Origin of the sequence: Paenibacillus sp. PvR098 (assembly GCF_017833255.1) — a bacterium.
Classification (GTDB): Bacteria; Bacillota; Bacilli; order Paenibacillales; family NBRC-103111; genus Paenibacillus_G.
Genome location: NZ_JAFIBU010000001.1, coordinates 1,716,323 through 1,741,204, shown reverse-complemented (window position 1 = coordinate 1,741,204; position 24,882 = coordinate 1,716,323). Strand labels below are relative to the sequence as shown.

Genomic DNA, 24,882 nt, shown 5'->3' with positions numbered 1-24,882 from the left:
CACCGTGTCGAAAATAATTGAATTAGAATTAATTGGCATTCAAAAAAAATTCGGTTCTAATGTTGTTGTTGAGAACTTTAATCTTAAGGTCGAGCAAGGAGAATGCGTCTCCTTCCTCGGTCCTTCGGGATGCGGAAAAACAACAACGCTCAACATGATAGCCGGCTTTCTCGAACCAGACCAAGGAGAGCTCATCATTAAAGGAAAGAAAGTGAACGGGGTTCCTTCTAATAAAAGAGAGCTGGGCATGGTGTTTCAAACGTATTCATTATTCCCTCATATGAACGTATTTGAGAATGTGGCTTACGGCCTCAAGCTGCGCAAAACGCCGAAGTCGGAAATTCAGGATCGCGTCCAAAAAATTTTGGAGCTTGTAAAGCTGCCGCATGTGTCGGATCGCTATCCTAAGCAGCTATCGGGCGGTCAGCGCCAGCGGATTGCCATCGCCAGAGCGCTCGTGACCGAGCCTTCCTTGCTGCTGCTTGATGAACCACTCAGTAACCTGGACGCGAAGCTTCGCGAAGAGCTTCGCGAAGAGCTGAAGCGGCTTCAGCAAGAAATTGGCGTGACCACGGTTTTCGTAACGCACGATCAGGAAGAGGCCATGTACCTATCGAACCGAATTGTCGTTCTAGACCACGGTAAAGTGGAGCAAATTGGTTCGCCTTGGGATATTTACAATTTGCCTGCTTCAGAATTCGTTCACACCTTCATTGGTAAGTCCAACCGATTTGTCGGCACTGTTGTGTCCGCTTCAGAGACAGAAGGCATTGTTCTGCGCACGAATGACGGGCTTCAGCTCCGTGCGGCATTCAAGGGTCAAACGTTTAAGTCCGGGGAAGCCGTATCGATCTATGTGCGTCCGGAGAAAATCACGTTCACTTCAACAACCGGTGCTCAAGCAAATGATCGCAATGAAGCGCAGGGACGCATCGGTCAGCTTTCGTTCCTTGGATCCTATGCGGAAAGCGAAGTTCAGCTTGGAAGCACTGTGATCAATGTGCGGATGCCTTCGGACAGCCAGGACCGTATTTGGACCGCAGGCGAAACAGTGAACTTACAGTGGAAGCCGGAGGATGTGTTCGTATTCCCGGGAAAGGGGAATGGGGCTAATGGGTAAAGGCGCTTTGTCCTCTGTGCGTTCGGCCGCATTCCTTCTTGCCCCGAGCCTTGCGGTCGTGGCAGGCGTGTTCTTGCTGCCAATGCTGTATATTCTCATTCTCAGTCTTCAAGACGGTGATGGACAGTTTTCCTTGGAGAACTATGCGCTCTTTTTCCAAGATCCCTATTATCTGCAAATTTTGTGGAGAACGGTTAAAATGGGACTGCTCACGGTATTGGCTTGCCTCATTTTAGGCTATCCCGTTGCAATGTACATGGCGAAGTGCTCAGGCAAAATGCGCGGTCTGATCACGTTCCTGATCATCTCGCCGCATTTGATCAGTGTAGTCATCAGAAACTTTGGCTGGGTCATCATCCTGGGTGAAAAGGGATGGATCAATAACACGCTTATGCAGATTGGTCTGATTGATCAGCCGCTCAAACTGATGTATAACGAGCTTGGCGTTGTTATCGGATTGACCGACTCGCTGATCGTTTACATGATCTTGGCGATCGCCACGAGTATGTACCAGATTGATGAATCGCTTTATAAAGCGGCCGGAATTCTCGGCGCGGGCAAAGTACGCACATTCTTTACCGTGACGCTTCCGCTTACGCTTCCCGGTATTATGGCAGGAACCACTCTTGTTTTCAGCTTATCGATGAGCGCTTTCGTTACACCTGCTCTGATGGGCGGTACGTCCGTCAAGGTACTGCCTGTGATCGCCTATGAGAAAATTATGGCTCAATTGAACTGGCCGCTCGGAGCTGCGCTTGCATTTCTGCTTCTTGGGTCGACCATAGGTCTTGTTACTTTGTTCACAAGGCTCATGGAGACCAAGCGATATAAAGAGGTGTTTTCCTCATGATGAAACGAATCACTCCGCTCGGAGTCATCACCTTTTTTGTCGTTTTGTTTGTCATATCGCCATTGTTGGTCATTATCCCGACTTCACTAACCTCGACTAGATATTTGTCGTTTCCACCGGTCGGTTTTTCTTTCGACTGGTATGTAAGAATATTCGACCGTCCGGAATTTGTCGAATCCTTCTGGTTCAGCTTGCAGCTCGCGACACTCACGGCTGTGCTTTCTACGCTGCTCGGAACAATTGCGGGTCTTGCATTGCATAAATACAAATTTCCCGGGAGAGGCGTAATCAACGGACTTTTGCTGTCACCTCTTACCGTACCTGCGCTGATCATCGGTATTGCGGCTTTGCTCTTCTTCACGAGGATCGGGCTGGCCGGAACATTCACGGGTCTTCTGTTGGCGCATATCTTGATATCAATTCCTTATGTCGTACGTCTGGTGCTCACGGGGCTCAGTTCCTTCGATTATACGCTGGAGCGTGCCGCTTACATATTGGGTGCGAAGCCGATCAATGTCTTTTGGGATATAACGATGCCGATTATTAAACCGGCGATCATGTCAGGAGCGATTTTCGCATTCTTGACCTCGTTTGACAACGTTACGGTGTCGCTTTTCTTGGTATCGCCGACGACGACTACGCTCCCAATGGCCATTTTCAGCTATATGCAGGAAACGCTTGACCCGCTTGTAGCTTCTATATCATCGGTTGTTATTTTGTTAAGTCTAGTGTTTATCATATTATTGGAACGTGTGTACGGTTTGGATCGGCTGTTCGGTTCGAAATCGCAGTCCCACTAACGGAGATGCTGCTTGGTGAAGTTACAGACATTGAAAGAACAGATAGAAGGGTATATGCCCACTATACTCCGACTGCTTGAGGAGAGCGTGAATATCGATTCGCCGTCTGCAGACAAGCGGCAGAACGATTTGATTGCCGATTGGTACACGCGTGAATTTCAACGGCTGACCGGAGGGCGGGTCGTTCGCATTCCGAACGAAACGTATGGAGACCGCCTTTTGTGTGAAGTCGGCAGCGGAGAGAAACAGATTCTTCTGGTGGGTCATTATGACACGGTTTGGCCGCTCGGGGAAGCAAAGCGACGGCCATTCCGCATCGAGGACGACCGGGCTTACGGTCCAGGGGTCTACGATATGAAAGCAGGTCTGCTGCAGGCTATATTTGCGGTTAAGGCGCTGCTGGATTCCGGCCGATTCCCGGCGGATAAGAAAGTCGTTTTGCTCATGAACAGCGACGAAGAGCTGGGCAGCCCGACGTCCCGAGCTTTTATCGAGGAGCAGGCGAAGCGGTCTGCCGCTGCATTCGTGCTCGAGCCTCCGATGGAGCCGAGCGGAGCTCTCAAGACAGCCCGCAAAGGCAGTGGACGCTATAAGCTGAACGTACAGGGTATCTCGGCGCATGCCGGGGTTAACCCGGAGAAAGGCGTCTCCGCCATTCATGAGCTGGCATGTCAGATTCAACGCCTTCATGCGCTTACGGACTACTCGTTGGGAACTACGGTGAACATAGGCGTGATCCGCGGCGGTATCGGCAGTAATGTTATTGCGGAGCATGCCGAAGGAGAAATTGATGTGCGTGTGGGGACCTCAGCCGAGGCGGACCGTATTGAGGAGGAGCTTAACGGACTCGTGCCGGTGCTGCCTCAAGCTCAGCTTACGCTTACAGGCCGGATGATGCGTCCACCGATGGAGCGAACCGAGCGGACGGCGGAGCTGTTCGCGCTGGCGCAGGATATCGCCCGGACAGAGCATGGAGTTGAACTGACGGAGACGCATACCGGGGGCGTGAGCGACGGCAATTTCACCGCCGCAGTCGGTACCCCGACTTTGGATGGATTGGGTGCAAGAGGCGACTATGCCCATTCTCCGGATGAGTATATTCGGCTCGACGAGATGCCGTTCCGCACCGCTTTGCTTGCGGAGCTGATCCGGCGCTGTTAGCCACGGCTTTTGATATGAAACAGCCTGGTACCGATATGAGGTACCAGGCTGTTTCATTTATTTCTTGCTTAAACTCCCATTCATTGGGGGATGCCCGTTTGGCATAGGCTACAAGCCTGGTTCATGTTCTTGCTTTCTGTGGTATAGAGAAAGGCGGACCCATAGTGCGTTAAGCAGCAGCAGCACGGCGGCCGTCAAGAAAATACCCCTAATGCCGATCCAACCCGAGACGGCTCCCCCGATCACGGGTCCAAGCATGTTCCCCAAGGCCAAGGCGCTCGTATTAAAGCTGTATGAACGGCTTTCCATTCCGCTTGGAGTATACTGCCGTATTAATGTTTGTACAGAAGGAATTAGGCCTCCCATAAAGATACCCAACAAGAAGCGTGAGGCCAGCAGCTGCCAGATGTTGGTTACGAATACCTGCGGTATAAAGGCTAATCCCGTGCCGATTAAAGCGATTGCCAGAATACGGTGTGATCCCAGCCGATCTCCTAGTCTGCCTAGCAGCGGTGATGCGATCATGTTCGAGAACCCGGTCACCGACCCGACAAGACCGGCATAGAAGGCGAGCAGTTGCCCACTGCCGTGAAGCTCCTGTACGAACAAGGGGATCAGCGGCATGGAGCTCAATATGGAAAATTGGATGACGAAGGTAACGGAATACAGAGCTGGGAGTTCACGAGTCCGGATCAGCTCGCGAAAGCCGCTGAAAATGGTCATTTTGGGATTGTTTTTGGCCTTTTCCAAGTCGAACGTCTCTTTCACCATGAACGCGGCGAGCAGAGAAGCGGCGAACAATAACCCTCCGGTAATGTAAAAAATAGGCCGAAACCCGAACCATTCGGCCATCAGTCCCCCGAACAGCGGTCCGAGAATCGTCCCTGCCACACTGCCGGATTGCAAGGTTCCCATAGCAAAGCCCATCCGCTCACGAGGCGTATTCGCCGAGACCAAGGCAACGGCAGCCGGCATGAAGCCCGAGATCACACCGTTAGCCATGCGAAGCAGCAGCAAATGCAGTGGGGCGGAGGCCAGTCCCATGAACATCATGACGACCGACATACCGAAGCCCGAACGAAGGAGCATGACTTTGCGTCCGAACCGGTCGGCAAGCCCTCCCCAGATCGGCTGAAAGATAAATGCAGTGACGAAGTTACCGGCAAAAATAATACCGGCCCACATAGCCACTTCGTGCGGATCATGAATCCCCATTTCCTGAATATATAAGGGCAAGAAGGGTATGATCATGGTCATGCCGGACATGACCAAAAATTGTCCCAGCCATAGTACGATTAAGTTGACTTTCCAACGTTCCAAAACGTGTTCCTTCTTTCCTGCTCCGATTTAATACATAGTCCCTTTACTGTTCCAACCCGGTTCTCTGCTCATAACGAAATCTCTCCAGCTCGGGAATTCCGACCTGCTGTGCAACGGCAATAGCTTGCTCGATATCGTAAGGGACGCGTACCGATTGTACAGAGAACGGAGCTTCCTCATTGCCGTCCGCCGTACCCTCGAGAATGGTATAGCTGGCCTGCGTCAGTCCGTCGTACGGCGCGCCGACGCTGCCCGTATTGAATAACAGAAGCCCCTTGATTTGCTCGGATTTCAGTGTCTGCAAGAACGGAACATGAATATCCCCATAGCCGATCACATCAGGTGTGAGCTCCGTTTGCAGAAATCCTCCGGTATGCTCGGTGTTCTCGAACATAGCTAGCTTTTCTTTCTTGTTGGCCTTCCGCAGGACACGATGATATACGCTCCGGGAGGAAGCATGAAGCAAGCGGATGCGCCTGCCGCTCATCCTTAGATCTGCGAAGAAAGGCAGCTCCAGCAAATAACGCAGCCGTTCCGTTCCAAGCCGCTTCTGCTGCCATAAGCCAGATTCCTTCTGCTGCGGCAGGTTGATCCCGTGATCCCAGTTGCCCTGCACCGTAACTTCGCATAGCTCGCGAATCCAATCCACTGCTTCACATGGCTGAGGGCCTTTACCGACCAAGTCGCCGAGACAAATGATGCGCTCAATCCGGCGGCTGCGTATGTCCCGTACAACAGCGTCCAGCGCCTGCAGGTTACCGTGGATGTCGGAGATGATCGCGATTTTGTCCATTGTCAGCCTTGGCCTCCTGTTGTCCCATTTTTTGCTTATGTTTTCCATTATACCACAACCCAGGCTAGTATATTTTATGAATCACCGCTTCAAAATCGGGTTCCTCCAAGAAAGTCAGGAGCAGCAACATATTTTTGGCACATTTGCCCATGACCGCAAAAGGGCGTTTTGCTATAATAGGTATACCGGACGTGTTAGCTGAATGCAAGTTGGAAAAAGGGGTAGGTTGAGATCAGAACGCGTACAGAAAAACATAAGCGTCATAAAGAGAAGAAAGTAAATCGGATGTTAGGATTTAAACTCGGTTTGATGACTCTTCTGACGATAGGATCATTCGTTTATTTGATGCATTGGCTGGATCGGCCGCAGGGAACTCAAGGCGGAGAAGCGACCGCGGAGGCGAAGACGTCGGATCCATACGGGGGCGTGCAGCAGCCTCGGCAGCCGGATACGGCCAAGCCGCCAGCGGCTAATGAGGACGATGGGGCGAATGTGGCTCCGGCAAGTGAGAGAGCGGCGCACGTGAATATGGCCTTTGTCGGCGATATCATGTTCGCGGGTAAGGTGAAAGAACTCTTGACGCAGCACGGATACGAATATCCGTTTAAATATGTTCATTCTTATCTGGAGAAGGCGGATATTACCGTTGCCAATCTGGAGACTCCGATTACGACCCGAGGTACAGCGGAAGAGAAGACTTATGCGTACCGGTCTTCGCCATTAGCGCTTCCCGAGCTTAAGAAAGCCGGGGTCGATCTCGTCAATCTGGCGAACAATCATAGCATGGACTATGGGGTTCAGGGTTTGTTGGATACGTTGGATCATCTGGATATGGAGGGGATCCAACGAGTAGGTGCTGGTAGAAATGCTGAAGAAGCGTACCGTCACGTCACCATGGATCACAATGGGATGAAAATTGCATTCCTCGGGTTTAGCCGTGTCATACATTCGACTAGCTGGTACGCGGGCAATAGCAGGCCCGGGCTGGCCGAAACCTATACCACCAAGCTTCCTTTAGAGGCCATAAAGAAAGCCAGAGAAGAAGCGGATCTCGTTGTTGTTATCGCTCATTGGGGAGAAGAACGCAATAATCGTCCCATTAAAGTGCAGACCGATCTGGCCAGACAATATATCGATCAAGGTGCGGATCTGGTTGTGGCGAGCCATCCCCATGTGCTGCAGGGCTTCGAGCAGTACAAGGGGAAATGGATTGCGTACAGCCTTGGCAACTTCATTTTTACAACCAATGAAAATCCCGCTACGTGGGAGAGCCTGATTCTGGAAGCCTCCTGCTCGAAGGAAAGAGGCTGCGATTTGCAGCTTGTGCCTATTTTGACCAAGTGGGCCCAGCCGATCCGTATGGTGGAGGAGGATGGACGCAAGCTCTTCGAGAAATTGACGAACATCTCCGTCAATGCGCACGTTGATGCGAAAGGCCGTATTACTGTTGCACCCGGACCACCCAAAGTACCGGTGCCCGTGGCGGATCAGAAACCAGCAGTCAAATCTCCCGTGAATGAAGTAAAGAAGCCGACCGATTCCAATAAAGACGTCGGGTCGGGGACAGCAGGGGAGACAGGGAAGAAAACGGATAACGATACAAGCAAGCCGGGTGAAGCATCGAAGCCTGGCAGTACAACCAAGCCAAGTGAAACGTCGAAATCGAACGGGACGTCTAAACCGGATGAGACAACGAAACCGGGAGAATCTACGCAGTCTGGAAGCTCCGCCAAACCGGAACGTACGACTGCTCCCGAAGAGCAAAATCACCCTGACTCACAGCAAAGGTGATGATGAGAGAGTCCAACAGCACTAGTCAAATAATAGACGATGAAAGCTAAAGCCCACTCTGCAACGAAGAAGCTCTTGATGCGTCGATCAAGAGCTTCTTCGTTTTCCGTACGTTTAACGATATCCCTCAGCCACACCCTCCAGGGCCAAGTCGGAATAAACCTCACGAGCCTTCAATATGCTGGGCAGCTGCACGATAAATACGTCGACCACCTTAGGATCGAAGTGTTCACCGCGCTCCTCCTGGAACAAATTCAAAATGCGGTCGAGCTCCCAAGCTTTCTTATACACGCGATCGCTTCCAAGTGCATCGAACACGTCGGCAATGGCGGTAATTCGACCATAGATATGGATTTCCTCGCCGCGCAGCCCGCACGGATAACCACTGCCGTTCCACTTCTCGTGGTGCTGATAGGCGACGATGGCAGCTGTTTTCAAAATTTGACGTTTGGAATTTTTGAGCAGATGATAGCCGATTGTCGTGTGCGTTTTCATTCTGTCGAATTCTTCGTTCGTGAGCTTGCCTGGCTTTTTTAGAACCGCGTCAGGAATCGCCACTTTGCCGATATCGTGCATAGGGGATGCGATTTTGAGCAGTTCCGCCTCTTTTTCGCTCATACCCAGACTACGGGCAAGTATATAAGAGTACTCCGCTACCCGCTTAACGTGGTTTCCTGTTTCCTTAGAGCGACTTTCGCCGATCTCCCCCATCGTAAAAATAATTTCCTTCTGCGTTTCCTCGATTTCGATCGTAAGCAGCGCAGCTTCGATCGATTTGCCGGCATAGGAAGCGGCCAAGGTCAAATAATCCAGATCCTTCTGCGAGAACCGTTCGTTCTCCGTCAGCTTGTTGACGGCCTGGTAAGCCCCCATAATTTCCCCTTCGTTATTACGAAAGGGGATCACCATCAGTGTCTTCGTGCGGTAACCGGTTTGCTTGTCCATGGCAATGGCGCCGCTTTGCAGAACTTCTTTGAATTCCTCGTTAGTGTAAGCATCGTCGATATATATCGGTTTACCGGAGCTTACGGCATGGCCCACAAGACCGGCGTCCATTGGCATACGCAGCGGTGGTACGCCATGGGCTACGGTGGAGTACAGCTCTTTCTTATGACGATCAAGCAGCCATACGGTACAGCGATCGGAAACAACCATCTCGCGTCCCATATCGGCCATAAGCATCAGCAGTTGATCAAGCTTGCGTTCGTTCGCTATTTTGGCCGCATAATCAAAAATAACTCGGAGCATGTCCTGGGGTTCCAAATCCTTTTTAAACTCCACTTGATCTATAATATCCGCTTCGTTCAACGCAGGTTCCTCCCCGGAAACATTTTCCCATCTAGTCAAATCATATTATAATGGCTATAGTTCTGTAAACACAGGTTTGTCGAATGATTGTGTGATTTGGCGCGTAGAGGAGATGAGAAGACATGGCAGAATTGCTGGCAGGACTCGTGGGCAGCATGCTTATCGCAGGAGTTGCCTACTGGAAAAAATCACTATCGATTACAGGCCTGGGAGCGGCCGTATTGCTCGGCACGCTGATGTATGCGGCGGGCAGCCTTCCTTGGTTTGGGACCTTGATCGTCTTTTTTATTACCTCATCGGCGTTGTCCAAGTGGAAAAGCCGCAGAAAAGCGGCTGCGGAGAGCGTTTATGCCAAGTCGGGCAGGCGTGACGCAGGTCAGGTCCTGGCGAACGGCGGGTTGGGGCTTGCGCTTTGCATCGGTCATTGGTTGATTCCGCACCCGATTTGGTGGGCCGCTTTTGTCGGCGTGATGGCCACGGTCACCGCAGACACTTGGGCCACGGAAATCGGCGGAGTCAGCCGCACGGCTCCCAGATCCATCGTCAGCCTGCGCATCGTAGAGCCCGGGACGTCCGGCGGCGTCACACCGCTCGGGCTCGCCGCCTCAGCGGCAGGTGGGCTGTTCATCGGTGGCACGGCTTGGCTGCTCACGTTGCTGTCGCCTCAAGCCTTCCATGGCGACGCTGGTTCCGCAGCAGCTTTATGCGCCATTGGACTGGGCGGAGGCTTGGCCGGATCACTGGCGGACTCCTGGCTCGGCGCGGTATGCCAAGTCATGTACCGCTGCCGGGTGTGCGGTAAAGAAATGGAAAAAAACCGCCACTGCGAGGCAGCGGCGGTTCGCATCAGGGGACATGAAGTGATGACGAACGATACGGTTAACGCCTTAAGTTCATTGATCGGCGGCGTTATCTCCTTGGTATTGTGGCTTTGGATCGTTTAGTCGTATTTGCGTGAATAAGCTTTGTAAGTGACGTAGATGGTTAATCCCGAAATAATTAAAGCAATAATGACGGAGATGGCAATGATGGTGTTTACCATAAGATTCAGCTTACCTCCATGTTGGATTTGACACCTGTAATTGTACCCGATGAGGACGCCGTTGCCAAGTCAGTTATTGGCGCGGCGACCAAGGAGGCAGGTTGAGCGAACCGATTTCGGTTAACGTGGACAAATCGTTTGCCTTCAGTATGTCGGGCGAAGCGGTGTATAGGGTATCCCCGATATAGAGCAGCCGTTCAATGTTACGGTCGCTGCTGAACCAGTGTTGTCCCGCCTTTTGTAGGTCGTCTGCGCTCAAATGGGTGATCTTGCCTCGAAGCTGGAAGCCTTGTTGCAGATCAAGTCCGTACACATAAGCGCCCTGGAACGCGAATTCGCCGTATTGTGTTGCATCATTGGGGGTGCCGGAGGAGGATTTGTCTTTGACTTCCATAACGGTCACCGGAAAAGCGAGCAGGTTTTTTTCTTTGGAGAAGAGCAGTGCCTTATGGTTGTGCAGCAGCTCTGAGTGCGTGCCCCTGTCGCCAATGGACTCTTTAAACAGTTCTTTCGGTTGGGTGACATCCGATACGTCAAACAACGCAAGCTTCATTCCTTGATAGTACGCTGTGGGGCCTTCTTCCAAGCCGGTTCCGTTCTTGTTATCCACTTCTACGGCATCCTTGCCGAAGCCAATGATATGGTTTTCATCGTAAGGGTGTAAATAATCGCTGTAGCCAGGTATTTTGAGCTGACCCAGTACCTCAGGCGCCTGGGGATCCCTCAAGTCGATAACGAAAAGCGGATCAACGTTCTTGAAGGTGACCATGTATGCCCGGTTTCCGGCATAGCGGACGGAGTAAATGCGCTCGCCCGGTGCGAGGTCCTCGACTTTACCTACGATATTCATGGTATCGTTCAAAATATACATATTGTTCTTGGATGTAAATTCATCATCGCGCCACATGTCGCCCTTGGTAGTTGCAATGCGGAAGTAACCTTCGTGCTCATCCATGGAAAATTGGTTCAGCGGGTGCCCAGGCACTTTACCGCGTCCGGTATAATGGACCGTGCCGTCATCCATGCCGAATTTATAGATGACACTGCTCATCTCCGTCGGCATCGGCAAGCTCGGCATCATGCGAGGCTCGGCTTCCGGACTCGCCTTCGGTGCAGGTGCAGGTGCAGGTTCAGGTTCAGCGGCTGCGGGCTCGTATTCATTCACCGTAATATACAGGTTATTTTGTGAAGCATAAACATGTTGACCGGAGCCAAGATAACTGGTCACCTGCATTTTTTGCTCCGGCTTACTGAGACTCATTCCTCCGACGAGCAGATAATTCGGTTCCACAGCTTTCGGAAAATAACGAATGTCCTCGTAGCCGATGGAAATAAACGCTTCACCGGCCGCAGAGTCACGGTAGGCTGGTGTGGAGACGGCCTGCTGCTTCTCCGCAGGGCTGATTTGTCTATTCATAAACCCATACGTATTCAGCCATTTGTTAGTGACAATGTACAGCGAGTCGCCGATTTTACGAGAAGAAATATAATTTCCTTCAAGCTCCGTTTCCCTTACAGGCAACATGTTGGTACGGTCGCCCAGCTCATATACGATCGTCTTGACGGTGGAACGTTCAGGCCTGGGCCAGATCATTAATTTACGTTCAACAGAGGGTTCCGGTACAGGGATGACCCTGATATTGTCCGCGACTGGTACTTCTAAGGCCGGGCTGCTGACCGGGTTAGAGGGATTGCTCGTAGCCGGTTTGCCCGAATCGTACACCTGCGGCTTATCGTATACCGGATAATGGGTATTGCCGATGACTACGAGATGCTTATCGTCGACATAAATTTCCTGAGGGTAAAAATAGGGGTCGGCCCAGTACACCGTGCTTATGACGCTCATGCTCTCGGCCGGATAGGCCTGCGATACGATAACCCGGTCACGGTTTACCTGATAAATGTACTTGCCGTCTGTCTTGATGATATCCGCCTCATCCACGCCTTCCACTTGTACATTGGTGCCGGAGTGTGATGGTGGGGCAGATACAGACGATGAACCGGGAGCAGATGGGGAAGCAGAAACGGATTCCTTGGCCGCGCCTGTGGCAACCGCTTGGTCAGTCGTAGTAAAGCGCATACCGCCATTCACCGAAGTGAAATCCTTCAGCAGCTCTTCCATTCGTTCAAGCGAACCGACCGTGGGCAGGCTCTTGTCCGCGTCAACGATATCTACCGAGCGGTTGGCTCCGTCCCAATACACGTTAAAATCAAAAGATTCGCTGAAAAAACGGAGCGGTACGAGCATATAGCCATGATCCGCTGTCGGAGCTTCGTCCAACGGTATGGCAGTACTGCCGCGATAAGCCTGCTTGCTGTCCAGGGTCAGTTTAATGGTTCGGTTTCCTTTACTTGCTTCTGCCGTCCGCTCGCTTTCGTTCCACTGTACCGTAACTCCGAGTGCTTCCGATAGCTCGCGCAGCGGAACCATCAGCGTGTTTTGCGCCAAGCGGGGAAGGGTCGACAATTGGACAGGCTCCCCGTTCAAACTTAGCTTGACGGCTTTTTCCGTCCCAGCTTGCATAGTCTGAACCGGCACGCTCGAAGCCAGCAGCGTGAGCGCTACCATGCATGAGAGCAGCGTTGTTCTTCTCACATAAGTCCCTCCATTCGTGTTATGTAACCCCTTGATTTGCTTTCAACGCTATTGACGCAAAGTGTACACGATTTGTTTCAATAAAAAAGGCCCTTTTCTTTTGCCAAGAAAAGAGCGCTGCTGTGCTTATGCTATCTTATTAGTTCTGACCCGGTTTCTACCGTCTTTCTTCGCTTGGTAAAGCGCCTTGTCCGCCTGCAGGAGCAGTTCGTGGCGCGTCAATTCGAGGGTTGGAACGATGGTCGCCGTTCCTAAGCTGGCCGTAACCACATGGGATACGTCGGATCGCATGTGAGGTATGGACAGGTTCTCCACCTCCGAACGTAATCTTTCCGCTACAATCGATGCTCCAGTCGCGTCCGTATTCGGAAGAACGATGACAAATTCTTCACCACCATACCTGGCAATCAAATCGCCGGGACGATTGGCAGCTCTCCGCAATGCGTCGGCCACCTGTTTAAGACAAAGATCGCCTTCTTGGTGTCCGTAGGTATCGTTGAATTTTTTGAAATAATCGATATCGACCAAAATGACGGTTAGCGGAGTAGAGTAGCGGATGGCTTGGCGCCATTCCAGAGCATAGCTCTCATCGAAGCTTCTACGGTTCGCTACGCCGGTCAGGGCATCGATGGAGGATATTTTTTGCAGCAGCTCGTTCGATTGCAGCAGCTGGTGCTCCAGATTTTTTCTAGAGGAAACGTCTCGGGAAGTACACAGTACTTCTTTGAATTCCCCGTTGTCGTCCGGCAGGATACTTCCGATGGTTTCGAACCAGACGTAGCTGCCGTCCTTACGTCGAACCCGGTAGGAAGTGAAGGCCAATTCAGAACTCTTCTCCAAACCAGCCTGTCCTTGCAGAAGGGAAGCCATGTCATCCGGATGAAACAGCTCGTAAGCGGTCCTGCCGATCAGCTCTTCAGGTTCATAACCTGTCAGCTTGCGGCAGGCTGGGGAAACATACAGGAAGTTCCCCGACATATCGTGCTTCGAAATCATATCTGTCGAATGCTCGGCTATGATCCGGTACATTTCTTCGCTTTTACGCAAAGCGCTCCAGGCTTGATTGGCTTCTTCCTCGGCACGTTTGTGTTCCGTTATGTCCTGAACCTGCTTGAAATAAAAAGGCAGGGAACCTGAGAGTGGTTTTACCAATGAAATGCTGAGGCAAGTCCACAACGCTTCACCGCTGCGACGAATATATCTGATTTCATGCTTGTTAAATGACGGATCATTCCCAGGGTTATCGGCCAGGAGTGAGCCCAAAAGAGCGCGATCATCTGGATGTATGATGGATTCCCAGTGTTCTCCTGATAATTCTTCCTCTGAATAACCGAGAAGGGCACAAAACGAAGGATTTATATGAGTAAAAAAACCTTCTGCAGACATAATGGCCATTCCTAGAACCGATTGTTGAAATGAGCTTGCAAACAAATCCTTTTCCAAGGCCTCCGTCCATTGAAGATCCATGATGACGGCATCCTTCCTTCATGGAGTAGGACTTTCGTCCCGCTAATAGTTCTATATTAATGAATGCCGTCTTTCAGTTCAATGAGGAATGTTGAAAAATCATTCGAATTCACACTCACTTGACTAAAATTTGACTTTTCAAGCTTTATGGTCTTCAGAAGTTGAATGAAGCGCTGCCTTCTCGAGCTCTCCCTGAGCTAAGGATAAGTCCTTTGATTCTTCCGCAGCATGTCCGTTCCCGGATTCCGAGAGCCGCTTCTCCAACTGCTTGATCGTACGCTGAAGCTTGAACTGCCGCATCATCCCGATGAAAAGGGCTATGAGTCCTCCGAGAAGAGTGGAGCCGATAATGACAAGTATGAGAGGAATATCTGCTTGCGTGAACATAAAGTTGACCCGAACCGGCTCTACGTTAATCACCGCGAAAATGGCCGTAATTAGGGCGAAAATGAGTGCGAACATTAGGATCCACTGTGCTCTCATGTTCCATCTCCATTCCTGTTTTTATGAATTGCAAAAAAGCTGAGCCGGGGGGTACCGGTCTCAGCCCGCAGCGCATGCTTACTTCGCCAGCGCCTCCATTTGCTCGAGCAGATCTTTGAATACGCTCATCGCTTGCTTGATCGGCTCCGGGGAGGACATATCCACGCCGGCCCGTTGCAAAATGTTGATCGAGTAATCGCTGCCGCCGCTTTTCAAAAAGCCAAGGTAGCGCTGCACAGCCGGTTCGCCTTCGTCAAGAATTTGCTTGGCAAAGCTGGTGGCCGCAGAGAATCCGGTAGCGTATTTATAGACGTAGAAGCTGTTGTAGAAGTGTGGAATCCGTGCCCACTCCATCTCGATATCTTTGTCTACGACCATGTCTTTTCCATAGTACAGCACGTTCAGATCGTAGTAAATTTGGCTGAGCAGCTGGGGCGTCAACGATTCGCCCTGCTCCGCTTTCTCGTGAATGATTTTCTCGAACTCGGCAAACATGGTCTGACGGAATACGGTTGTTCGGAATTGGTCCATGTAATACGTAAGCAGGTACATTTTTTCTTTCTTGTCCGTCGACTTTTTCAGCATGTAGTCCATCAGCAACGCTTCGTTAAGCGTAGAGGCGACTTCCGCCAGGAAAATCGTATACTGCGCGTAACGGTACGGCTGATTTGCATCAGATAAGTAAGAATGAAGCGCGTGGCCCATTTCGTGGGTCAATGTAAACATGCTGTTCAGATTGTCTTTATGGTTCAGCAGCACGTAAGGATGAGTCCCGTAAGCTCCCCAGCTGTAGGCCCCGTTGCGCTTGCCTTCATTTTCGTAAATATCGATCCAGTGATTATTGAATCCTTCCTGCAGGACGTTCAAATAATCGTCGCCGAGCGGCTTCAAGCTTTCTTTGACCTTTTGTGTAGCTTCTTGGTACGAAATATCCATTTTGTACTCTTCAACAAGCGGAGCGAACAGGTCGTACATATGCAGTTCGTCTACCTTCAGCAGCTTTTTGCGCAGCTCCATATAGCGGTACATCAGTGGCAGCGATTCGTGGATTGCGTCAATTAGGTTCGTATACACTTCCTTCTTGATGTTGTCACCGAACAGAGACATCTCAAGGGTAGAAGGATATTTGCGCGCCTTCGAATAGAAAATATTTTTGGTCACGTTCGCGGCTAAAGTTGCGGCGATCGTATTTTTCTGTTTGGCATAGGTGGAATACATCGTCTCAAAAGCTTGCTTTCGCACCTTGCGGTCCTTGCTTTCGAGGAATTGGATATACCTTCCTTGCGTGAGCTCGATTTCTTCGCCATGCTCGTTCTCCACTATGGGGAATTTCAAGTCGGCGTTGTTGAGCATGCCGAAAATCGTTCCCGGAGCTTGCGACAGATTGCCCACTTGGGCCAGCAGCGCTTCTTCGGATTTGCTAAGCACGTGCTGCTTTTGCCGGATCATTTCTTCAAGCGTACGCTTGTAAAAGGAAAGCTCCGGATTCTCAACAAGCTTGTGCAAATGTTCATCCGACAGGCTCAAAATTTCCGGGGAAATGAATGACATCGCTTCGCTGGCTTCAACGCTTAATTTTTTCGATTTATCGGATAAGGCCTGATATGTAGGATCCGCCATGTCTTCATGATGCTTCATATTGGCGTACACATACAGTCTTTCGGTATGTAGGGAAATTCGATCCTCGAGCTCGAAGCATTGTTTAATTGCTGCTGGGTCGTTAAGCTGGCCTTCAAAACGCCCGATTTCTTTCAGGGCTTCTTTCACCAACTGATATTCCTTATCCCAAGCCTGTCGGTTCGGAAAAAGGTCCTCCAGGTTCCACCGGTGTTCCAAGGGTGTTTCATTACGCTTAGGCAATTGATTCATAGGAGCCCTCCTTGTCAAATGATGTGATTTAGCCGCTGCATCCGACTGCATCACGGATGCGCTCAGCAAGCTGGAAACCAGCAAGCCGCATAACAGCAAAGGTATAGTTCGCAAATCCGCTCACGCTCCATGGAAAATAGGGGTCGGTTTGGAAATCATTCGTTAGTATGACCGGAGCGTGGCTTAAATATTAGTATATGAAAATCATGGAAAGAAGTCTAATTCCTTTATGCGGTTGCGGCAAAAAAACTGAATATCAGCAGCACGAAGGAAAAAGAAACCAACACCAGCGCGATGATCGCGAGAGGGCGTTTCACTCCAGGGGGCAGCGTATCTTTTTTCATGATTAATACGAGCGCCAAAGAGAAGGACAAGATCATGAACGTCACGACGGATGCGGCATTGCTCAAAAATATCACCTCTTGCTAAGTAGTTTCGCCACAAAGGCTGAAATTCCTGCGCCTCCATAGGGCAAGATATAGCCGAAATAAGGAAGGAGGAGATAGGATAGATGTCTACAGCCATGGTAAATAACGCAGAGCCTCCTGTGAATGCGGGACGATCCTCGGAGATAGCGGAATACACGGTGTCCCGCTATGTGCTGGAGCAGCTCAAAGCTTGGGGGGTCAAGCGGGTATACGGGGTGATTGGCGATGCCAATTTAAGCTTATTGGATGAACTGGGAAAACAGAACGCGATCCGTTACATTCCTTGCCGTCATGAGGGCAGCGCGGGATTGATGGCTTCCGCTGAAGCCAAATTAACAGGGAGGACAGCGGTTTGTTTGGCAACGAGCGGCCCAGGCCTTGCCAATATGCTGAATGGGATGGCGGACGCCGCAATGGACCGTTCACCGGTGCTTGCTCTGTCCGGGCAGGTGGATACGCCGCGCATCGGTACGCATTCCAAGCAGTACGTAGATCAGCAGAAGCTGAGCGCAGCCGTGGCTGGACGCTCTGAACTCGTGGCCCATCCTGACGCTTTGCCTGAGCTGATGGGGCAGGCACTCGTACAAGGCCTAGTGCAGGGCAAGGTGACGCATTTGGCCATACCGAAAGATCTATACGCAGCTAAGGTGAAAGGGCAAGTCAAGCCTTACGGCGACCACTTGCACCAACCGCTTGCAGCACCGGAACAGGAAATTGCCGAGCTCGCGCGGCTTTTGGAAGCCGCGGAACGTCCACTGTTATTGATCGGCAGGGGAGCGCGGCAGGTGGGTGCGTCGGTGCGGGGCCTGGCCGAGAATCTGTCTGCCGCTGTTGTAACTACGCTGCCTGCACGTCCGCAGTTTCCGAACGATCACGAGCTCTATGCAGGCGGTTTGGGACAAGCAGGGAGCGAGTCGGCCAGCATGCTTCTGGCGGAGAGCGATCTCATCTTGATGCTTGGCGCAACCTGGTGGCCGGAAGACTATGTTCCCGTGAAGGCACGGATTGTCCAGATTGACATCAATCGAGAGGCGATTGGCATGGGGCATTCTCTGTACAAGGGTGTTGTTGGTGATCTGGGACAAATTATTCCGAGGTTGGCGAGACTGATTCAAGCGGACGTAAGGAATCGCGATGTCTGGAAGGCCCGGATTCGCGAGGTGTGCGACAGCTGGAAGCTGAGAATCGAGGAGGAAGCGGGGGAGGACGGTAGTCCGGTTCCTCCTCAACGCCTCATGAAGATCATTGCGGAGCAAGCGTCAGAGGACGCGATATTGGCTGTGGATACCGGAGAACATACGCTATGGTTTAACCGCATCTTTCAAGCTAAGCCGATGCAGGATATTCTTGTCTCCGGCCGTTGGCGCACGCTGGGTTTTGCTCTGCCTGCTGCCATCGCCGCAAAGCTGACTCATCCGGATCGGCAGGTCATCGCGATCGCCGGAGATGGGGGTGTCATTCAGACGCTGATGGAGTTCCAGACCGCGGTGGAACAGCGGCTGCCGATTGTATTGGTGGTAATGAACAATGGAGCGTATGCGATGGAGAAGCACCGAATGGACATCTCGGGTATGAATACCACAGGCAGCGCGATCCTCAATCCGGATTTCGCGAAGATTTCAGAAGCATGTGGAGGCATGGGCTATCGAGCGGCGAGCGGCGCAGAGTTCGAGTCCTGCTTGCGCCAAGCCTTATCGGGGGGGAAGCCAGCCCTGATCGAAGTCAGCACGGCTTGCATTCCCGTTCCGCATACGAAAATATAACAAGCTTGTGCATACGTTGTTCTACAAATTAAAAACAACCCGGCATCGGAATGAATCCCGCCGGGTTGTTTCAATTATCATGTAATCATCCCTCGGATTTGGCGACTTTCACCAATACGATTCGTCCTTTATCATCGACTTTTGCCTCAAAGCTGTCATTCGCTTGGATGTGCGCTTCCTTCTCAATGCTTTCAGGAATCGTTAGTTGTCCTTGTTCATTAATAGAAATGAAGTTTTTCGACATCTTCTTCAAGTAACCGCCCAGAACTACTCCGATTACTACAACGGAGATGATTGTCCATTTCATTACAGGATTTTCTTCAAACCAGCCTTTGACAAAAGGGTCGCTCGTCAGCATGGAACCCGCTGTGTACGCGAGAACCGCAGCACCGATAGTAATAATGACTGGGAATCTTTCCACCAATCGAATAAACAGCGTGCTGCCCCAAACCATGATTGGGACACTGATGATCAGACCGATAACCACCAAGTCAAAGCTGCCGTGTGCTGCGCCTGCTACTGCGATGACATTGTCAAAGCCCATGACAGCATCGGCGATGATGATTGTCCGGATTGCAGGCCATAGCTGCGGCTTCGCTTCAATGTTATGATCCTTTTCATCTACTAGTAGTTTATACGCGATCCATACCAGCAGTATGCCTCCGATCAGTAAGAGGAAAGGAAGCTGCAGCAACCAAACGACAGCCACTGTAGCCGCGATCCGAATCACAACGGCGCCTACGGTTCCCCAAATAATCGCTTTCTTTTGATGCTGTCTCGGTAGATTCCGGGCGGCCAACGCGATAACGATAGCATTGTCCCCCGCGAGCACCAAATCGATCAAAATGATGTTCAACAATTTGATCAGATAATCCGCTGTTAAAAAGTCCATTTCCAAGCACCACTCCTTCGTCCTGTAGTTTTACACAAAAATGACCTCTACCGATGCGGTAAAGGTCTTTTTAGGCAAAAAAGACCCTTACCGCGATAGGCAAAGGTCTTGCTAACAACGTTTCGTTGCCAATAAAGCCGGGGCTTTGTCGAAATCCCGAACTGACGACTTTATTGTGACAGCTACTCCCCTTTGGAGGACACCCTTATGTAATTGCCCTCATTATAACGAGTGGACAAGCTGCAAGTCAAGCCTAATTTTGTCGGTTTGATGTCGCAATATGGAATTATACTTGACGGAAAGCCTCAACCAGAGCATCATATTCTTCTTCTGTTCCTTCAAAACGGTCTTTGGGGAATCTCTCGTGTACCCAATGCATCATCTCAGGTCGGCTCAGGAATGTATGGCAATCTTCTCCCCACTCTTCAGAAATTTCACGAAGGATCAATTGTTTCCCGTTAACCTCCACCGTCAGCATGTTCCATTTGTCTTTTTTGTAAATCGTGTGTTTTTTGATCATCACTAAGAGCTCCGTTCTATTATGATATATTTGAATACCGTCTATTCGCGAAATGATACCTTAGCTGTAAGGGAAAATCAAGGAGAAGAAAACAATAAGGCCCCTGGTTCGGGTGTGGTAAGTTCAGTTACACGCTTCAGCGTTGTGCCGGAGAAGGTGCGATTGTATCCCTTAGTTACGCTTGGGTGGGAGAGGTATCCTTTCCTTGAACGCCTTCTGAAACAGCTTGATGGGGAGACAGAGATGATGCGGATGAAACCGCGGCTTCCTTTTATACCCGAATCTAACCAATTATTAGTTGTTGAAAAATGGCATTGAATAAATTTCGGCTTGTTGATTTATCCTTATAGGGGTGATATAATTTAAGCATTCGCCCTTGATGGCGATATATCTAGGAGGTTGTTTTCATTGAAAGGTACAGTGAAATGGTTTAACGCAGAAAAAGGCTACGGATTCATTCAAGTTGAAGGCGGCGAAGATGTATTCGTTCACTTCTCGGCAATCCAAGGCGACGGCTTCAAAACTTTGGAAGAAGGCCAATCTGTTGAATTCGAAATCGTTGAAGGAAACCGTGGTCCTCAAGCGGCTAACGTTCATAAACTGTAAGCTTAAAACTAACTTAAAAGCCCATTATGGGTTAGCATGATATAGTTTCTCTGGAAATCAAAACGATCGACTTCTAGTACTCGCTGCTTGATTTCGCAAGAAAACGTACCACTGTTCTACGGTGGCTCCTTTCATGTATAGGTAGTTTTCTTATAGGTTAGTGCCACGACAACAAGCCAATAAGAACGGTTCTTGGAATGAATTCCAAGAACCGTTTTTTTTGTGAGTTCACTCGGTTATCCCTTTGGTTACTTGGATTCCGCAAAACACCGTTCTGGTCGAAGAAGAGAATGCGGAGAAGCTGCTCAAGATGATGGACTCATTTGACGATCTTGACAGTGTGCAGGACGTTTATTCTAACTATGAGATAGATGAAGAGGAGATGGCGAAGCTAGGCTGATGTCCGATTCGGCTAGACCCTAAGAAAACACACAAGGTTCTTGGAATGAAAATATTCCAAGAACCTTGTGTGTAGAAGTGAAGAGGGCTACGGGCCTTACTCCACAATGCGAAGAATATCGTCGATTTCTTTCCGTGCGAGCCTGGCAGGGCGTTCTGCGGGATGCCCAAGCGCGATCACCATATTGATCTGGCACTCCGGGCGAATATCTAGATAAGTGCGGAGCTGCTCCCCGGCGAGCAGGACCGGTCCGGTCATCGGGCAGGTGGCGAGGCCTCTGGCATGAGCGGCGAGCATCAAGTTTTGTGTGGCCAGACAGCTGCTCTTGATTCCTTCTTCTTCCCACACGGCATCATCGACCAACTGCACCGGATCGAAAATTCGCTCGCGAAACTTGGAATTGTAAGGCGTAGCCAAGCAGATGATTAGCACCGGTGCATTAGAGAATGCGGTGGCATAGGGTCCGAAGGACTTGGTCAGTAGACGCGCTTCCCTGGAGAGACCGCGTTGTTCGGCTTCCGCTGCTCTACTATGCAGCTGCTCCCAGGTGATCCGCTCGATTTCTTTAATTTTATCCCGATTTATCACGGCAATAAATTCCCAGGTTTGCGAGTTCGTATCACTCGGGGCATATCTGGCACAATCGATAATTTCACGAATATCTTCAACGGAGACAGATTGCTCTGTATATTTGCGAATGCTGCGGCGGTCCAGCAGTATCGATTTGAAATCCTGGTAAGGCAATGTCATGATGTGGTCAGTCATGTTTGGTTCATCCTCTCCATCTGGTCAAGCCCTATGTTTAGTACTTGGTACTAAAAAGTTATCCCTTATTATACCGTCCGTATGAGGAAAAGACAACATAACTGCAGCACAACGGTCTCGCCTTCACTGATTCCGCCGACGATCTCCGTCTTCACGGGCGTCTCCATGCCGATATAAGTTTCAAATGGCGGTAGGGCTTAAGAAAATTTTAAGCTTGGATCATAAAAAAACCGCCCGGTTGTCTAAGCAATAAACGAATACCGGAACGGCTGTCCCTGCAATATCAGGAGGAACTCTTATCCAAATCATGAAGGGCCGTACGGCCTCTTGTTCGAAGATGAAGCGCCAGGAAGCCTAGCATGGCGACAAATGCCAATGCAGACGCCAAGGTATACATGGCGTGCGGTCCCCAGGAGTTAAAGACCCATCCGCCCAAAGCCCCGCTGATCAAACCGGCTAGTCCGGACCAGGTGATAGCAAATACGGCTTGACCGCTCGCACGGAATTGGTCGGGAACTACATTTTGAATATAGCGTATAACGGTGAACAGGAAGATCCCGAATGAGATCGAATGCATCGATTGAATGGCAATGACCCACAGGGGGTTATCGACAATACTCATCAGAAAAAAACGGGCTACATAAACAAAACAGCAAAGAACGAGAAGCGGAAGTTCCTTGTATTTGTGCCCATGCTTGCTGAGCCAAAAGAATATAGGGATCTCGCTCACCGCGGAAGCGAGCCAAGACCAACCAACGATCGTTTGATCGGCACCGAGGCTCTGCAGATAAAGGGCCAAAAATCCGTCGTTGAACCGGTGGGCCACGGACACGACAAGCACTGCGAGCAAGAACGCCAGAAATGAGCGGGAGGTGATGATTGGCACAAGCCCAGAGAAATCAGGCTTCTTATAGCCCGTTTGCCGGGCGTCCTTCAGCCTGAAGGACAGAAGTAGGGAGCAGCCGATGGTTGCCACAATTAACGATGCGGTAAGATCAACACCGAATTCTTTAAGAAGCATGCCGAAGACGAGCGAGGCGACGGCAAAGCCGATGGAGCCCCAAACCCGTATGGAAGCATAGCTTTTTCCTGTGTTTTTGATGGTCAGCAGGATCTGACTGTCGTTCAGAGAACTCATCGGGGACTGAAAAAAGAAAAATAGCCCCATTAGCACCATAAGCAGTCCGAACGCGTCGGCACGGAATATGAAAGCCGCGGTAAGGAACTGTCCGATCAGAACCACAATCAGGATTTTTTTCACCGTCTGCCATTTGTCGCTCATCACGCCCCAGAACAAATTAGAGACAATGCCGATCATGGGTCCGACAGAGTACAGAAGACCGATTTGAAGCGTTGAATAGCCTTTGGACAAAAAGTAAAGCGGAAAATACGAAGTAATGACGGCAACCGTCGTATACAAAGAAAAGGTAAAAGAGCGAAGCAGGGCTCCGTTACCTTTGGATAATGGTGCATTCATACGTTTTCACTCAATTCTTTTGTGTTTCTGGCAAAAGGCTTCGGCGGTCCGGGTATTTTCCCCTGCGCCTTGAACGTCTCCCGAATGACGTACCATACGACCGCAGCTTCTGCAGCTATACCGAGAGACTGTGCCAAGGCGCCGATCATCCCGTTCCAAGCGGGACTAAGTGCAATGCACAGAAATAAGGCCAACAAGGTTGTGCATACGTTTGCAGCCTGAGACCATACCATCACCTTCGTTTGACCGTGCAGCATCAGCAGCCCGTTCCCATAATCCAGCCAAGGAAAAATAAGGGTCATGATCATAAATACACGGAGCGTAGAAAGACTCGCGTGCAGCAGCCTCTCGTTCACACCCATCACATACTCCATGAACCAAGGACCGGCGGGGGTGTAGGACAATACGGCGAGCAGCACGCCTGGGATCAAAGCTATCATTAGCGTAAAGCGAAGCACCATCCGCGGATCCTTGCGGTAAAAATTCAATACGAGCTGATGCACATAAGTAAAAAAGCTTATAACGAGCTGCGTTAAGCTGGCTGCAATGGCAAAGGCAGCGATAGAGAGTTGAATATCCGTCGTTTTGCCAAGAAACGCGTTGATCGCAGGTCCCGATATGACCGCAATGAAAGACGAGTACAACAGCGGCTTATAGAATCCGAAGATTTGCGCAGGCTTCTCAATAGGATGCTCAGGCAGCTTCTCCGGAATAACCTTACGCAGCAAAGAACGGCCTTCCCAAAAGCTGACAGCCGCTTCAATCATCATCCCGCTGAGGAAGAGGATTGCGCCGACCGTTGCGCTCGTGACCCCTGTCTGTATAAAGTACAGCGAGAGCGAGTACATGCCGACCAAACGGATAAGCATGCCGATGGTTAGCCACTTGGTGCGCATATTATAGATGATGATACCGTGAAAAATGCAGCGGATGCCTGAAAAAATACTGACAAACATCAGCACACGATACACCTCGATCATCGGACCGATCATGCTTTCCTCCGCTCCGAACAAACGCAAAAACACCCATGGGCCAACAGGGGTGTAGCTGATGAATAGACCGATAAGAGATACGGAGCCAAGCACATAGAAGCCGACGAGCGACATGGCCCGGAACGATTGTCTGTCGCGAACGAGCGCCGAACAGGTTTGCCGCAGAAGAACGGCAGGTCTCTCGGTAATACCCAGAATGCTCATCGGCAAAGCGTAAGCGGCAATGATGAGTTCTGGTTGAGCTGAACGCGCCAAAGTGCTGTTAATAATGACATGAGAAATGGTTACCAAGCTCGCCGAAAATCCGAGCGGAAGGAAGAATGCGAGCAGCTGCCGAAACGTGATGCGAGCTTGTTCCGATTCATTCATGAAGGCTTCCCTCTTTTCACATGTCACACATTATATCACGAACCGGCGTGGCAGGGGAGAAAAATTTGTT

22 protein-coding genes are annotated in these 24,882 nt (G+C 50.6%); 9 read left to right on the top strand and 13 right to left on the bottom strand.

The genetic code is table 11. The features are described 5' to 3' along the window. The first annotated feature begins 4 nt into the window (after window positions 1-4). Genes JOE45_RS08690 through JOE45_RS08675 form a run of 4 tightly spaced genes read left to right on the top strand, consistent with a single transcriptional unit; the run spans window position 5 to window position 3,931 of the window. Complete coding sequence (locus JOE45_RS08690) at window positions 5-1,120, top strand: ABC transporter ATP-binding protein (RefSeq protein WP_210020578.1); 1,116 nt, start codon at window positions 5-7, stop codon at window positions 1,118-1,120. Beyond that, entirely contained in the window at window positions 1,113-1,970 is an 858-nt protein-coding gene (locus tag JOE45_RS08685; protein WP_210020579.1) for an ABC transporter permease, read from the top strand. The genes JOE45_RS08690 and JOE45_RS08685 overlap by 8 nt, the downstream gene beginning before the upstream one ends. Next, the gene (locus JOE45_RS08680) at window positions 1,970-2,770 is read left to right on the top strand and encodes an ABC transporter permease (RefSeq protein ID WP_210023357.1); all 801 of its coding nucleotides are present in this window, start codon (window positions 1,970-1,972) and stop codon (window positions 2,768-2,770) included. Before JOE45_RS08685 ends, JOE45_RS08680 begins: the two co-directional genes overlap by 1 nt. Before the next feature lie 54 nt (window positions 2,771-2,824). Beyond that, a complete protein-coding gene (locus JOE45_RS08675) occupies window positions 2,825-3,931 on the top strand; it encodes a M20 family metallopeptidase (RefSeq protein ID WP_210023358.1) in 1,107 nt (368 codons plus the stop codon). A 108-nt stretch (window positions 3,932-4,039) separates the two neighbouring features. On the opposite strand, the gene JOE45_RS08670 is transcribed toward JOE45_RS08675, so the two are convergent. Both JOE45_RS08670 and JOE45_RS08665 read right to left on the bottom strand, forming a co-directional pair. Next, window positions 4,040-5,251, bottom strand: a complete 1,212-nt coding sequence (locus tag JOE45_RS08670) for an MFS transporter (protein ID WP_210020580.1) — start codon at window positions 5,249-5,251, stop codon at window positions 4,040-4,042. 43 nt (window positions 5,252-5,294) lie between these two features. Then, window positions 5,295-6,044: a metallophosphoesterase family protein gene (locus JOE45_RS08665; protein WP_210020581.1), complete on the bottom strand. Its 750-nt coding sequence runs from the start codon at window positions 6,042-6,044 to the stop codon at window positions 5,295-5,297. Window positions 6,045-6,329: 285 nt separating this feature from the next. Between JOE45_RS08665 and JOE45_RS08660 the strand changes: the two genes are divergently transcribed. After that, on the top strand, window positions 6,330-7,835 hold the full coding sequence (locus JOE45_RS08660) for a CapA family protein (RefSeq protein WP_210020582.1): 1,506 nt from the start codon (window positions 6,330-6,332) through the stop codon (window positions 7,833-7,835). 114 nt (window positions 7,836-7,949) lie between these two features. Here JOE45_RS08660 and JOE45_RS08655 read toward each other — a convergent pair whose 3' ends face one another. Further along, entirely contained in the window at window positions 7,950-9,143 is a 1,194-nt protein-coding gene (locus JOE45_RS08655; RefSeq protein WP_245246821.1) for an HD domain-containing phosphohydrolase, read from the bottom strand. Window positions 9,144-9,265: 122 nt separating this feature from the next. Here JOE45_RS08655 and JOE45_RS08650 point away from each other — a divergent pair, with 122 nt between their 5' ends. Further along, window positions 9,266-10,087, top strand: coding sequence for a DUF92 domain-containing protein (locus JOE45_RS08650; protein WP_210020583.1), 822 nt, complete (start codon window positions 9,266-9,268; stop codon window positions 10,085-10,087). A 171-nt stretch (window positions 10,088-10,258) separates the two neighbouring features. Here the strand turns inward: JOE45_RS08650 and JOE45_RS08645 are convergent, their stop codons facing one another. The 5 genes from JOE45_RS08645 to JOE45_RS08625 all read right to left on the bottom strand — a co-directional run bounded on the left by JOE45_RS08645 (window position 10,259) and on the right by JOE45_RS08625 (window position 17,019). Beyond that, window positions 10,259-12,781, bottom strand: coding sequence for a beta-propeller domain-containing protein (locus tag JOE45_RS08645; RefSeq protein WP_348632509.1), 2,523 nt, complete (start codon window positions 12,779-12,781; stop codon window positions 10,259-10,261). A gap of 126 nt (window positions 12,782-12,907) precedes the next feature. Beyond that, window positions 12,908-14,248: a GGDEF domain-containing protein gene (locus JOE45_RS08640; protein ID WP_210020584.1), complete on the bottom strand. Its 1,341-nt coding sequence runs from the start codon at window positions 14,246-14,248 to the stop codon at window positions 12,908-12,910. 138 nt (window positions 14,249-14,386) lie between these two features. Next, window positions 14,387-14,731: a LapA family protein gene (locus tag JOE45_RS08635; protein ID WP_210020585.1), complete on the bottom strand. Its 345-nt coding sequence runs from the start codon at window positions 14,729-14,731 to the stop codon at window positions 14,387-14,389. Window positions 14,732-14,809: 78 nt separating this feature from the next. Beyond that, the gene (gene pepF / locus JOE45_RS08630; RefSeq protein ID WP_210020586.1) at window positions 14,810-16,600 is read right to left on the bottom strand and encodes an oligoendopeptidase F; all 1,791 of its coding nucleotides are present in this window, start codon (window positions 16,598-16,600) and stop codon (window positions 14,810-14,812) included. Window positions 16,601-16,827: 227 nt separating this feature from the next. Continuing rightward, entirely contained in the window at window positions 16,828-17,019 is a 192-nt protein-coding gene (locus JOE45_RS08625) for a hypothetical protein (RefSeq protein WP_348632508.1), read from the bottom strand. Between the two features lie 92 nt (window positions 17,020-17,111). Between JOE45_RS08625 and JOE45_RS08620 the strand changes: the two genes are divergently transcribed. Then, window positions 17,112-18,791, top strand: coding sequence for a thiamine pyrophosphate-binding protein (locus tag JOE45_RS08620; RefSeq protein WP_210020588.1), 1,680 nt, complete (start codon window positions 17,112-17,114; stop codon window positions 18,789-18,791). Between the two features lie 85 nt (window positions 18,792-18,876). Here the strand turns inward: JOE45_RS08620 and JOE45_RS08615 are convergent, their stop codons facing one another. Both JOE45_RS08615 and JOE45_RS08610 read right to left on the bottom strand, forming a co-directional pair. Then, window positions 18,877-19,683 carry a TerC family protein gene (locus JOE45_RS08615; protein WP_210020589.1) on the bottom strand — a complete coding sequence of 269 codons (807 nt, stop codon included), beginning with the start codon at window positions 19,681-19,683 and terminating at the stop codon, window positions 18,877-18,879. Between the two features lie 286 nt (window positions 19,684-19,969). Next, complete coding sequence (locus tag JOE45_RS08610) at window positions 19,970-20,203, bottom strand: hypothetical protein (protein WP_210020590.1); 234 nt, start codon at window positions 20,201-20,203, stop codon at window positions 19,970-19,972. Window positions 20,204-20,611: 408 nt separating this feature from the next. Between JOE45_RS08610 and JOE45_RS08605 the strand changes: the two genes are divergently transcribed. Next, the gene (locus JOE45_RS08605; protein WP_210020591.1) at window positions 20,612-20,809 is read left to right on the top strand and encodes a cold-shock protein; all 198 of its coding nucleotides are present in this window, start codon (window positions 20,612-20,614) and stop codon (window positions 20,807-20,809) included. A 244-nt stretch (window positions 20,810-21,053) separates the two neighbouring features. After that, a complete protein-coding gene (locus JOE45_RS08600; protein WP_245246818.1) occupies window positions 21,054-21,209 on the top strand; it encodes a YebC/PmpR family DNA-binding transcriptional regulator in 156 nt (51 codons plus the stop codon). Window positions 21,210-21,305: 96 nt separating this feature from the next. Here JOE45_RS08600 and JOE45_RS08595 read toward each other — a convergent pair whose 3' ends face one another. From JOE45_RS08595 to JOE45_RS08585, 3 genes are all read right to left on the bottom strand, one after another. Continuing rightward, on the bottom strand, window positions 21,306-21,974 hold the full coding sequence (locus tag JOE45_RS08595; protein WP_210020592.1) for a nitroreductase family protein: 669 nt from the start codon (window positions 21,972-21,974) through the stop codon (window positions 21,306-21,308). Between the two features lie 283 nt (window positions 21,975-22,257). Further along, on the bottom strand, window positions 22,258-23,451 hold the full coding sequence (locus JOE45_RS08590) for an MFS transporter (protein ID WP_210020593.1): 1,194 nt from the start codon (window positions 23,449-23,451) through the stop codon (window positions 22,258-22,260). Further along, the gene (locus JOE45_RS08585) at window positions 23,448-24,812 is read right to left on the bottom strand and encodes an MATE family efflux transporter (protein WP_210020594.1); all 1,365 of its coding nucleotides are present in this window, start codon (window positions 24,810-24,812) and stop codon (window positions 23,448-23,450) included. The genes JOE45_RS08590 and JOE45_RS08585 overlap by 4 nt, the downstream gene beginning before the upstream one ends. Window positions 24,813-24,882: the final 70 nt, after the last annotated feature.

What these genes read in the sequence shown, in the direction of transcription:
- JOE45_RS08685 (WP_210020579.1), top strand. Translation starts at nt 1,113, where the DNA reads ATGGGTAAAGGCGCTTTGTCCTCTGTGCGTTCGGCCGCATTCCTTCTT.
- JOE45_RS08680 (WP_210023357.1), top strand. Translation starts at nt 1,970, where the DNA reads ATGAAACGAATCACTCCGCTCGGAGTCATCACCTTTTTTGTCGTTTTG.
- JOE45_RS08675 (WP_210023358.1), top strand. Translation starts at nt 2,825, where the DNA reads ATGCCCACTATACTCCGACTGCTTGAGGAGAGCGTGAATATCGATTCG.
- JOE45_RS08665 (WP_210020581.1), bottom strand. Translation starts at nt 6,044, where the DNA reads ATGGACAAAATCGCGATCATCTCCGACATCCACGGTAACCTGCAGGCG.
- JOE45_RS08660 (WP_210020582.1), top strand. Translation starts at nt 6,330, where the DNA reads ATGTTAGGATTTAAACTCGGTTTGATGACTCTTCTGACGATAGGATCA.
- JOE45_RS08650 (WP_210020583.1), top strand. Translation starts at nt 9,266, where the DNA reads ATGGCAGAATTGCTGGCAGGACTCGTGGGCAGCATGCTTATCGCAGGA.
- JOE45_RS08640 (WP_210020584.1), bottom strand. Translation starts at nt 14,248, where the DNA reads ATGGATCTTCAATGGACGGAGGCCTTGGAAAAGGATTTGTTTGCAAGC.
- JOE45_RS08635 (WP_210020585.1), bottom strand. Translation starts at nt 14,731, where the DNA reads ATGAGAGCACAGTGGATCCTAATGTTCGCACTCATTTTCGCCCTAATT.
- pepF (WP_210020586.1), bottom strand. Translation starts at nt 16,600, where the DNA reads ATGAATCAATTGCCTAAGCGTAATGAAACACCCTTGGAACACCGGTGG.
- JOE45_RS08620 (WP_210020588.1), top strand. Translation starts at nt 17,112, where the DNA reads ATGTCTACAGCCATGGTAAATAACGCAGAGCCTCCTGTGAATGCGGGA.
- JOE45_RS08615 (WP_210020589.1), bottom strand. Translation starts at nt 19,683, where the DNA reads ATGGACTTTTTAACAGCGGATTATCTGATCAAATTGTTGAACATCATT.
- JOE45_RS08610 (WP_210020590.1), bottom strand. Translation starts at nt 20,203, where the DNA reads ATGATCAAAAAACACACGATTTACAAAAAAGACAAATGGAACATGCTG.
- JOE45_RS08595 (WP_210020592.1), bottom strand. Translation starts at nt 21,974, where the DNA reads ATGACTGACCACATCATGACATTGCCTTACCAGGATTTCAAATCGATA.
- JOE45_RS08590 (WP_210020593.1), bottom strand. Translation starts at nt 23,451, where the DNA reads ATGAATGCACCATTATCCAAAGGTAACGGAGCCCTGCTTCGCTCTTTT.
- JOE45_RS08585 (WP_210020594.1), bottom strand. Translation starts at nt 24,812, where the DNA reads ATGAATGAATCGGAACAAGCTCGCATCACGTTTCGGCAGCTGCTCGCA.